General features: G+C 54.8%; 8 protein-coding genes. 2 read left to right on the top strand and 6 right to left on the bottom strand.

Features of this window, described 5'->3' with window-relative positions; all coding sequences use genetic code 11:
- The first annotated feature begins 593 nt into the window (after window positions 1-593).
- Together prpE and acs are read left to right on the top strand one after the other, a co-directional pair.
- A complete protein-coding gene (gene prpE / locus VAE55_RS11745; protein ID WP_322815969.1) occupies window positions 594-2,495 on the top strand; it encodes a propionate--CoA ligase in 1,902 nt (633 codons plus the stop codon).
- A gap of 220 nt (window positions 2,496-2,715) precedes the next feature.
- Entirely contained in the window at window positions 2,716-4,650 is a 1,935-nt protein-coding gene (gene acs, locus VAE55_RS11740; protein ID WP_322815968.1) for an acetate--CoA ligase, read from the top strand.
- Window positions 4,651-4,826: 176 nt separating this feature from the next.
- Here the strand turns inward: acs and VAE55_RS11735 are convergent, their stop codons facing one another.
- The 6 genes from VAE55_RS11735 to minC all read right to left on the bottom strand — a co-directional run bounded on the left by VAE55_RS11735 (window position 4,827) and on the right by minC (window position 10,907).
- Window positions 4,827-6,356, bottom strand: coding sequence for a serine/threonine-protein kinase (locus VAE55_RS11735; RefSeq protein ID WP_322815967.1), 1,530 nt, complete (start codon window positions 6,354-6,356; stop codon window positions 4,827-4,829).
- Window positions 6,357-6,470: 114 nt separating this feature from the next.
- The gene (gene era, locus VAE55_RS11730) at window positions 6,471-7,880 is read right to left on the bottom strand and encodes a GTPase Era (protein ID WP_322815966.1); all 1,410 of its coding nucleotides are present in this window, start codon (window positions 7,878-7,880) and stop codon (window positions 6,471-6,473) included.
- Window positions 7,881-7,884: 4 nt separating this feature from the next.
- Window positions 7,885-9,045: an AI-2E family transporter gene (locus VAE55_RS11725; RefSeq protein WP_322815965.1), complete on the bottom strand. Its 1,161-nt coding sequence runs from the start codon at window positions 9,043-9,045 to the stop codon at window positions 7,885-7,887.
- Window positions 9,046-9,143: 98 nt separating this feature from the next.
- The gene (gene minE / locus VAE55_RS11720) at window positions 9,144-9,419 is read right to left on the bottom strand and encodes a cell division topological specificity factor MinE (RefSeq protein ID WP_322815964.1); all 276 of its coding nucleotides are present in this window, start codon (window positions 9,417-9,419) and stop codon (window positions 9,144-9,146) included.
- 15 nt (window positions 9,420-9,434) lie between these two features.
- A complete protein-coding gene (gene minD, locus VAE55_RS11715; RefSeq protein ID WP_012255922.1) occupies window positions 9,435-10,235 on the bottom strand; it encodes a septum site-determining protein MinD in 801 nt (266 codons plus the stop codon).
- Between the two features lie 9 nt (window positions 10,236-10,244).
- Window positions 10,245-10,907, bottom strand: coding sequence for a septum site-determining protein MinC (gene minC, locus VAE55_RS11710; protein ID WP_322815963.1), 663 nt, complete (start codon window positions 10,905-10,907; stop codon window positions 10,245-10,247).
- Window positions 10,908-11,135 lie beyond the last annotated feature (228 nt).

The raw sequence follows: 11,135 nt of genomic DNA, 5'->3' as shown, positions 1-11,135 counted from the left end.
CGTACACACGATCCGGCGCGTGGCCTGCCGTTGACCCGGCTGGTCATGCGGATGCTGTGGATGCTCGCCACGATTGGGGTCGGTCGGCAATGAATGAGATAACCTTTGGCAGATGTTTTTTGAAACAGGTTCTACAGCGGTGCTGGATATAGTAATAGCGCAGCAATGTGGGCAATACCAGTTTTTTCGGTTTCTGCTATGAAAACTCAAGTTGCCACCTATACTGTGACAGGCTACGGAGACTGACTGCCAGGATGACCAGCACGACATTGCCCGTAACACCGTATGGCGTAATCGCACCAGCAACGTGGTGAGCATCCAGTTCCCATGGACGTGCGACGTTGCGTCTCACGGCAGCAACCTGGTTTCTTCCCATCCTCTGTGTCGCTGTGGTGATATAAGGGGAGCACCTTGGGTGACGATCTATCTGCGTGCATCCGCCTCACCCGCGTCCATCCGTGTTCCACCCCTTCCCCCGTCGCGCTCAACGTCCCGCACCGCTGTGGTGACGTAAGGTAGCAACTTGGATTATAATAAGATAACCTTTTGTCGCCCGTAAACAGATACCTTGTTACTCGCAGAGGAGGATCGCTGTGGGCTACGAAGCCGTTTACCGCCGGTCGATTGAGGAACCCGAAGCGTATTGGGCCGAGTTCGCTGCTGAACTACACTGGTACAAACCCTGGGATAAGGTACTCGATAATAGCAATCCCCCTTTTACGCGCTGGTTCGTTGGTGGTGAGACCAATCTTTGCTACAACGCCGTTGATCGTCACGCCTTGGGCGGTAGGCGCGGGCAGGCCGCTCTGATCTGGGAGAGTGCTGAAACCGGACAATCGCGAACCCTCACTTACTTCGAGCTGTACCGCGAAGTGAACCGACTGGCCGGTCTCTTCCACAACCTGGGTGTGCGAAAGGGAGATCGGATCATCATCTACATGCCGATGGTACCTGAAGCCATCTTCGCGATGCTGGCCTGCGTGCGCATCGGCGCTATTCACTCGGTCGTTTTTGGCGGCTTCTCGGTAACCTCGTTAGCTTCACGAATTGATGATGCTGAACCGGTGCTGATTGTGACGGCTGATGCCGGTATGCGCAAAGGTCAACCGGTACCACTGAAAGAGATTGTTGATAAGGCCCTGGCCGAAGCCAATACTGATAGTGTACGTGATGTGCTGGTGTTGAATCGAGGATTGGTACCGGTAGAGTTAAAGAAAGGTCGCGATCTCGACTGGTACGAGCAACTGGCTAAACGCAGTGAGTGCTACGTCGAACCGGTACCGGTTGCCAGCACCGATCCCTCGTACATACTGTACACGTCGGGTACCACCGGCAAGCCCAAGGGGGTTGTCCGCGATACCGGTGGCTACATGGTTGCCCTCTACGCCAGCATGAGCACCATCTACAATTGCGGCGATGGCGATGTCTTCTGGAGCACCAGCGATATTGGCTGGGTGGTCGGCCATTCGTACATCGTGTACGCACCACTGCTCAAAGGTGTACCAACAGTCGTCTATGAAGGCCGGCCCGATCACCCTGATCCCGGCGTCTGGTGGCGGGTAATTGAAAAATACGGCGTGACCCACGTCTTCACGGCACCAACTGCGCTACGGGCACTGCGCAAATTCCCCGAACACTGGATGCGTGACGCCGACATTAGTTCACTGAAGCTGTTGTACGCCGCCGGTGAACCACTCGATGCCCCAACCTACGAATGGGCAAGCGCAGCGCTCGGAGTCCCGGTGATTGACCACTACTGGCAAACAGAGAGTGGCTGGCCGATGGTGACCAATCCGGTCGGCGTCGAGTTGTTGCCGATCAAACCCGGTTCTCCCACCAAACCGGCCTTCGGTCATCGCCTCGAAGTGGTTGATGCCGACGGCAAACCGGTACCACCCGGTGAAAAGGGCTTTCTGGTTGAACATGGGCCACTCCCGCCGGGAACACTGCTTACCCTCTGGAACGACGATGAGCGCTTCGTGAAGGGGTATTGGGGCCACTTCAAGGATAAGCTCCTCTACATGACCGGCGACTATGCGATTAAGGATGCTGATGGCTACCTGTTTATGCTTGGACGCGCCGATGAAGTGTTGAATGTGAGTGGTCACCGACTGGGCACGCGCGAGATTGAAGAGGTGGTTTCGGCGCATCCGGCAGTCGCTGAGGCGAGTGTGATCGGCGTGCGCGACGAACTGAAGGGCGAAGATGTGCTGGTCGTTGCCGTCCTTAAACAGCATATCACTCCTCAGATGCAAGACGACATCGCCAACGAAATTCGCCAACTGGTGCGCGAAAGGATCGGCCCGATTGCGACTCCGAAAGCGGTACACTTTGTGAGTATGTTACCCAAGACCCGTTCGGGCAAGATTATGCGACGAGTCATCCGTGCCGTGTATCAGGGTGACAACCTCGGCGATCTGAGCACCATTGAAGACGACGCCACCGTCGATATGGTGCGCGAAGCGATTGAGTTGCTGCGCGGCGATCTCTCATAACAATTGACTGGAGCGCTCTATGGCAGGCATCCGTAGAGCGCTCTGCGATAACGATTTAGCAAAACTTTACCGTATCTTTAATCTCTGATCACATTTATTCGCTATTGTGAAAATATCCACAGTGCAATGGTTTGACACAGATACGCGGCGCAGCCTATAATCGAAGCATCCGCAATGTAAGCACCCCGCCGCATGGATTCGTAACAAGGAGGTTCGACACATGACCGAGACTCGCGATGTGGCGCTGCATGACACCAGTGAATTGTATTACCCCGATCCGGCGCTGGTTGAGCAATCCAATGTGATGGCGTATGCCCGTAGCAAAGGCTTCAATTCCTACGATGAGCTGTATCAGTGGACGATCAGCCATTGCGAGGAGTTTTGGGCCGATATGGCCAGCCAGCTCGAATGGTTCAAGCCATGGGACAAGGTGCTCGACGATAGCAACAAGCCTTTCTATCAGTGGTTTGTGGGCGGGAAGACAAACATCGTTTACAACGCGATTGATCGCCATCTCAAAACCTGGCGCAAGAATAAGCTTGCCCTGATTTGGGAAGGCGAAGATGGCAGTCAGCGCACCTATTCGTACTATCAGCTCAATTACGAAGTATCACGCATTGCAAATGTGCTGAAGAGCATGGGGGTGAAGAAAGGGGACATTGTTACCATTTATATGCCCCGCATCCCTGAATTGATATTCAGCATGCTGGCATGTGCGAAAATCGGTGCTGTGCACAGCGTTGTGTATGGCGGCTTCTCGGAAGCCGCCCTTGCCGACCGTCTAGCTGATGCAAAGAGCAAAGTGCTGATCACCGCCGACGGGGGCTACATGCGCGGCAAAGTGGTCGAACTGAAGAAGATCGTCAATGAGGCATTGTCACGCACGCCGACCGTCCAAACCTGTCTAGTCTTCCGCCACACAAACCACGGCGCCCCGATGGAGCAGGGGCGAGACTTCTGGATGCACGATCTGCTTGGCCTGCCAATCGCAAATGGCCATTGTCCTACCGAAGAGATGGACGCGGAGGATATGCTCTTTATCCTCTACACCTCAGGGACGACCGGCAAGCCCAAGGGAGTTGTCCATACTCACGGTGGATACATGGTCGGTACGTACACGACCCTGAAATTTGTCTTCGATATTAAGGACGAAGATCGCTACTGGTGCGCCGCCGACCCGGGTTGGATCACCGGTCACTCGTTCATTGTGTATGCACCGCTGATCAATGGTGCGACATCGTTTATGTATGAGGGTGCTCCCAATTATCCCTATCCCGACCGCTGGTGGAGCATGGTTGCCAGGCACGGGATTACGATCCTCTACACCGCTCCTACCGCCATTCGCGGTCTGATGCGGTTCGGCGACCTCTGGCCGTCACGCCACGATCTAAGCACCTTGCGCCTGCTCGGTTCGGTCGGTGAACCGATTAATCCTGAAGCGTGGAAATGGTTCTACGAGAAGATCGGTCATGGCCGCTGCCCGATTATGGATACCTGGTGGCAGACTGAGACCGGTCACTTTATGATTACGCCGACACCCGCCGTGCCACTCAAGCCCGGCTCGGCAACCCGCCCCTTTCTCGGAATTGAAGTTGATGTCGTCCATGAGGATGGTTCACCCTGTGCGCCCGATGAGGATGGGTTGCTGTTGATTAAGAACCCGTGGCCAGGTATGATGCGCACGGTCTTGAATGATCCGCAGCGCTATGTCGAAGGCTACTGGCAGAAGGTGCCCCCCTACTACGCCGCCGGCGACAGTGCCCGTAAAGACAAGGATGGCTACATCTGGGTCATTGGCCGGTTGGACGACGTGATTAAGGTGTCAGGCTATCGCCTCGGTACCGCTGAAGTCGAGAGTGCGCTAGTCAGCCACCCGACAGTAGCCGAAGCGGCTGCAATTGGTTTGCCGCACGAAGTGAAGGGCAATGCAATTCACGCCTTCGTGATTCTGCGCGCCGGTTACGAACCGAGCCACGATCTCGAAGAGAAGCTGCGGGCACACGTTGGTCACGAACTCGGCCCGATTGCCCGTCCCGACTCGATCACGTTTGTGACATCGCTGCCCAAGACGCGCTCCGGCAAGATTATGCGCCGCGTCTTGCGCGCCCGTGCCCTCGGTCTGCCCGAAGGCGATGTCTCAACCCTTGAGGAGTAGTCACGCCAGTCATACCGTGTGGTAAAGCAGACAGGAGCAGGGTTGGAGCCTGCTCCTGTCTGTTTTTGTCATGTTTTGAATGGTATGCAGGTGGGTAAAAGCTCTCGCTAAAGACCTGCAACCTCTATAGGGCGGCCATACCTTCAGGTAGAGGTAACAAGTCGTGCTGACAGTAGCTACGGCGTCGTCACCCAGACTGTGCCGGTCAAACGTGCCCGGTAGGTAATCTGGTCACCGTTGCGGTCAATTTCAGTTGGTGTACCGACATAACTGATGGGTACGTTAGGGTTGATTTGGGCCTGATTGCCAAGATCGCGCTGTACCCGTTCCTGATACATCATGCGAAAAACCTCAAGCAGGTTCCTGTTCGATGTTCCAACTGGAACAGTAGCCTCAAGCTCATATTCAATGGTTTGCAATTCGCCAGACAAGGAGCCAGAATTACCCAGAATCAGCTCAATGACCGGCTCAGCCCAGGCAGGTCGGGTGACGATCACGTAGCCGCTAAACAGCGTCAAGGCAATGAGAGCCAGCAGGATGAATGACAGGACGATCTGCCCACCCAATCGCGACCGTGACGATGTTGCCGGCGATGGTGGCGGTTGTACCGGTGAAACGGGGGCTGGTGGTGTTGACCTTCGCGTACCAGCCGAAGAGGCGGCCCCGATCCCCTGGAGCGGGATCGGAGGATCAGCGAAGATTGGTGGCCGTGGACGTGGTGGCGACACCGGAGCAGCCGACGGTGTCTGCCCTGCCGGACGAGCAGCAGCCGGTACAGCAGGGGCACGTGGTAATGCCGGTCGACTAACCTGTACCTGTACCGGTTGCGGTTGGCGAGCAGGGATTAATGCTGCCCGAAACTCGTCCATAGTTGCGAAGCGATCAGCCGGAACTTTCTGCAATGCGCGTTCAAGGGCAGCACTGGTACGCTCCGAGATCGTCGGTACCAGTGTGCGCACCGGCGGGAAGGAAAAGGGCATCTCTTGCGTGGGATCACGACCGGTCAACAGGTGATGCAGTGTGGCAGCCAGTGCGTAGACATCGGACTGTGGCGTTGCCAGCCCCTGGTATTGTTCAGGAGGCGCATAGCCTGGTGTACCAATCTGCGTCCCACGTTCGGTTGGCTTAAACAGCTTGGCAATCCCAAAATCGATCAGTTTGACATCACCTGATGGCTCGATCATCACATTAGACGGCTTCATGTCGCGGTAGATAAAGCCTTTGCCGTGCAAATAACCGAGCACATCACAAATCTCATCGGCCCAGCGCAGTACCCGCTGCTCATCGATGCGCCCTTCGCGTTCGAGGATCTGTTCGAGATCCTCACCGCGAATAAAATCCATCGTCAGGTAGTGCCGACCCTCATCGGTAAAATGGCTATAGACACGCGGGATACGCGGATGGCGCAGTCGTTGTAATAATTCGGCTTCAGCGTTAAAGCGCTCAACCGCTTCGGCCCGCTCGTTTGGATCGGCAAAGCGGTCGAGCATCTCTTTAATCGCGTAGACCTGTCCGTCCTGATCGATCCCTTCGTACACAGCACCCTGGCCACCACGCTTCACAATGCGCGTGATCACGTAACGCCGGTGATCGGTTGGCCGGTCATTGTTCAATACCACATCGTGACCACAATGCTGGCAAAATTTCGCCCGCCGTAGATTCGGCTTGTGACAGATCGGGCAGAGGATTTCGGTCACCTCAGCCATATGACTCCATGCTATTGTAACAGGCGAGCGTTGCACCATCATCGTTACCGCGTATTTGAACCAGTGGGCCTGAACCTACAAGATAATACGCAGATAACAATGATTGAGTTGCAATCACAGAAAATTCTTCGCCCGGTACCCTAACCAGCCCAATGCGCTCGGGTCATCACGCCAGTTTGGACGCACCTTGACCCACAAATCGAGGTACACCGGTCGCCCTAGCATGCGCTCAATCGAAGCGCGGGCAGCACTGCCTATTTTCTTCAGCATACCACCACCAGCACCGATCAGGATACCTTTCTGGCTCTCCTTCTCGACATTAATTGTCATACGGATGTAGGTGGCCGTCTCTTTCTCTTGCCACTCTTCAACTTCAATGGCAATGGCGTGCGGTACCTCTTGCTGAAGATAGAAGAGAGCTTTCTCACGCACAAACTCGGCAGCCAGTTGCTGCTCGGTTTGATCGGTCATCTGATCAAGCGGATAGAGTGGTGGGCCTTCGGGTAAACGGGCGCTAATCTCGCTCAGTAACGCTGCCAGCCCTAACCGACGTCGGGCCGAGATCGCAATCTCCATCTCCCACTGCCCCAATTCACGATAGGCGGGTAGATAATTCTCACCGGGGCGTTTTGGCTTCTGATCAACCTTATTCAACACCAACAGCTTATGCCCGCGAGCACGCTGCACCTGCTGCGCAATCATCCGATCAAGCCGAGTAGGCGGTTGACTTATGTCAACCATAAAACAGATCACATCAGCGTTGGGGAGCGTACGTTCGGCCAGTTCGACCATCAGTTTTCCTAATCGATGACTGGGTTCGTGAATACCGGGTGTGTCGATGAAGATAATCTGCTCTCCCGGTCGTGAAAGAATACCGCGTACCGGGACGCGCGTCGTCTGAGGGCGAGGTGAGACAATAGCAACTTTTTCACCCAACAATGCATTGAGCAGCGTACTCTTACCGACATTCGGCTTTCCAACCAGCGCGACAAAACCCGACCGCCACTGAAGCGGCTCTTCTGCAACCGGCGTTGCCGGTTCTTCGTCTGACTCAGACAGATCATCGGCAGAGATTGCCGGCGGCGTGAACACAACCGGCCCTTCACCGTCAACCGGTTCATCGTCGAATGTCACCATCAACGGCGTCAACCGTTGCAATCGTTCGGGAGTACGCCACTCTTCCGGCAACGCCAGCTCAATCCCCAACACCAGATCATCATCATCAAGATCGAGGATGGCCGTCTCGCTCAACGTGATCGTCTCTACCGGGTCCTCATCGGCAATCCGAACGTAGAGATGGCCATATTCCCCGTCGAGCCAGTTATACGGCCCCTCCAGCACGAGTTCGAGCTGGCTAAGAATCACCTCATCGTCGAGATCGAGTCGGCAACCGAAGATTGCCCCTTGCGCATCAAGCAACAGGCTAACCGGATATTCCATTACTGCCGTCGCCTGCCCCTCTTCAATGTCGGTGAAGTAGAGATAGAGGGTACCGACGTCTGGATCAAGCGAACAATATTTCATACGATTATCCCTGTGAACCGAGCGCCACTTCACCGGTCACCGCTTCTTGCCGAGTCGCTGTATGCGGTTGATCGGTATCAGATGGCGTTTCGGGCTGATCGGTCAATTTTCGATAGATATAACTGAGCAGAATACGAATAACGGCTGCGATAGGAATTGAGATAAAGAGACCGAAGGCACCAGCCAGAGCACCGCCGGCCAGAATCGCAAAGATGACCACACCCGGATGCAGGCAGACGAGCGGCCCCATCACGTTGGGAATGATAAAATGATCTTCGATCTGGCGCAACACAAAATAGATGATACCGAGCAACACGGCCAGAGCGACGTTAGAAAGACCAAACGGCGTCACCGGCTGAAAGAGCGCTACGGTCATCGCGATGCCGGCAGCCGACCATGGCCCAATGATCGGCAAAATCTCCAACACCCCAGACGCAACTGCTATCACCAGCGCGTATGGTACCTGCAAAATAGAAAGTGGAATATAGAGTAACACCGACATAATCACGATCAAAATCAACTGACCGCGAATATACGCGCTGAAGACACGATCAATCTGATAGCCGAGGTGCCCTATTTCGCGTCGGTAAGGTGCAGGAATGAGACTCCGTGACCAGGCTTTCAACTGGGGTGCCTGCAACAACAGATAGAACGTAATGATCAGATACACCAACAGATAAATCACACTTTCCAGGGCAGAAAAAACGATCTTGGGTACATTTCCACTCAGCCAACCGGCCACATCGCGAATTAAACCGATAACCTGTGCTTCCAGCGGTGCCAGACTAATCACAAAATCACCAACTTCGATGGTCTGATTTTGCTCAAAAAAGATCGTCAATTCTCGAATGATCACGGGTGCGTTAGCGGCCAGATCACGGCTTTGCTGCACAATCCGTGGCCAGAGTGCCGTAAACAGACTGTACAAAACGAAAAACGCCACAATGTAGAGCACGATAATCCAGATCGCACGACCGATACGAGTACGGCGGTGCAACCAGCCAATCAATGGATTAAACAGATAGGCAGTGATGATCGCACCAATAAATGGCGGCAAAATATGCGTCACTGCAAACAACAACCAGATTGTCAGCACGACGATCAGGCCACCACTAATCCATTTCGCCTGATACGAAAAACGAATAGGCCTCTCTTCCTGTCCCATTGTGTTCTTCCTCGATTCCGCTGACACGAAAGGGCGAACGAACCACCCATTGCGTGATTCGTCGCCCTGTATTATAGCGGCAACAGTGAACGATACAGCTACTGGTTCGACGGATGATCGGTTGCGCGGCGCAGCGGCACATCAGCCTTAAGCAAATCGTGAGCCTCACCCCGACTCAAGGTAACTTCGATCTGCTCGGCATCAATTGCTGGCAAGTAGCGCTTTAGCACTTCCGCCAGATCGGCTTTCATCTGCGCCATCATCTCCGGTGTCAATTTGTAACGGTCGTCGATCAGCACCGTCAACAGCCGTTGCTTGGCCAGTTCGGCGCTGGAGTCGCGTTTTCGACCGAAGAGGCCGTTGAGAAACGACACAGGCACTCCTTTCGTCTATGTTCGTCGCCGCCCAAACAAACTAAGCAGCCGATCAAGCATGCCTTGTTGATCGGGAATCGCCATCACCGGCACATCTTCACCGGCCAACCGTTGCGCAATGTTAATATAGGCACGACCGGCCAGCGAGTTTGGATCATACACTGCGGCCTCACCGCGATTGGTAGCAATCACAATTGTTTCATCTTCGGGAACAATCCCCAGGAGCGAGATTGCCAGTAGCTCCAGCACATCCTCAACCGAGAGCATCTCACCACGGCTCACCAGACGCGGTTTGATGCGGTTGATAATCAGCGAAGCCGGCCCTTTCTCGGCGGCCTCGATTAGACCGACAATTCGATCTGCATCGCGTACCGCCGACACCTCCGGTGTGGTAACAATGATCACCTCATCAGCGCCGGCGATAGCATTGCGAAAGCCGGCCTCGATACCAGCCGGACTATCAATCAAGACAAAATCAAACTCCGCCCGTAACTGACGGGTCAGATCGATCATTTGTTGGGCACTCACCGCATCCTTATCACGTGTCTGTGCAGCCGGCAATAAACACAATTCCGGCAGGCGTTTATCTTTAATCAATGCCTGCCGTAAACGGGCACGACCCTCAACAACATCAACCAGGTCGTAGACGATGCGATTTTCCAGCCCCATGACGACATCAAGATTGCGCAGGCCAATGTCGGCATCGACCACAGCAACGCGGGCACCACGCATGGCCAGCGCCGTACCCAGATTGGCGGTGGTTGTCGTCTTGCCAACGCCCCCTTTCCCCGAAGTTACGGTTATGACTCGCCCCATAGTACCCCACTAGCGCTTGAAGGCTTCCCATCCATCAACGATAATCTCGCCGGCAATCACACGCGCAAACTCTGGCCGGCTCAACGCCTGTTGATCTGGTGCGCGTGCAATCAGATCGGCAATTCGCAATTGCGTCGGGCGCAATTCAAGCGCACAAATAATCGCGCTACGATCACCTAACGCACCGGCATGAACCAAACCACGCAACCGCCCCCAAACCACCACGCTGCCGCCGGCAATAATCTCACCGCCTGGATTGACATCACCGATCAGCGTAATGTGGCCGGTATGACGCAATACCTGGCCTGATCGTAATGTACGCATGACCAGTAAGGCTTCGGCCTCTGGCATCGGTGTTGCTTCAGGGGAACGCGATAATGGTCGTGCCGTCAAACCAACCGAACGTGCAGCCGCCCGCGTTGAACGCTCCGTTGCGTCAATAGCTGTGGCCTGCACGCCGTGCTGCCGGATGAGCGCTAACATTTCATCCAATTGTGCCGACGACACTTCGCGTTCACCCAGATCGATCACCAGACTGGCGCCGTGAAAGAAGCTTTGACGTTCACCCAGATGAAGATCAAGCCGGTGTAACAGTTCCGACCAGGCAACATTGGCATCCAAGCGAAGTCGTAGTCCGTCGCGGCTACCTTTTATACTGATCAGATCACTCATGGTCATACTACCAGATAGAACGTATGATTGTTTGCAATTATAGCATAGTGAACGCTTTTTGTACGCTCTATTTTGTCTGAAAACGACAACAGTGCCAGAAGGTAGCCATTGTTAGACCTGAGTTGACGAGGGTGCATGCAGAGCTGCCGCACGCCATACCGGCGAGGCAGGGGCGGGCGTTTCAGATGACCTCGTGCATCCGAGCAATGTCTGCGCGGCAGCATGGCT

The organism is Chloroflexus sp., assembly GCF_034432675.1.
Taxonomy (GTDB): domain Bacteria; phylum Chloroflexota; class Chloroflexia; order Chloroflexales; family Chloroflexaceae; genus Chloroflexus.
The sequence above is the reverse complement of the archived record's forward strand: the minus strand, read 5'-3'. Positions and strand labels throughout refer to the sequence as shown.

What these genes read in the sequence shown, in the direction of transcription:
- acs (WP_322815968.1), top strand. Translation starts at nt 2,716, where the DNA reads ATGACCGAGACTCGCGATGTGGCGCTGCATGACACCAGTGAATTGTAT.
- VAE55_RS11735 (WP_322815967.1), bottom strand. Translation starts at nt 6,356, where the DNA reads ATGGCTGAGGTGACCGAAATCCTCTGCCCGATCTGTCACAAGCCGAAT.
- era (WP_322815966.1), bottom strand. Translation starts at nt 7,880, where the DNA reads ATGAAATATTGTTCGCTTGATCCAGACGTCGGTACCCTCTATCTCTAC.
- VAE55_RS11725 (WP_322815965.1), bottom strand. Translation starts at nt 9,045, where the DNA reads ATGGGACAGGAAGAGAGGCCTATTCGTTTTTCGTATCAGGCGAAATGG.
- minD (WP_012255922.1), bottom strand. Translation starts at nt 10,235, where the DNA reads ATGGGGCGAGTCATAACCGTAACTTCGGGGAAAGGGGGCGTTGGCAAG.
- minC (WP_322815963.1), bottom strand. Translation starts at nt 10,907, where the DNA reads ATGAGTGATCTGATCAGTATAAAAGGTAGCCGCGACGGACTACGACTT.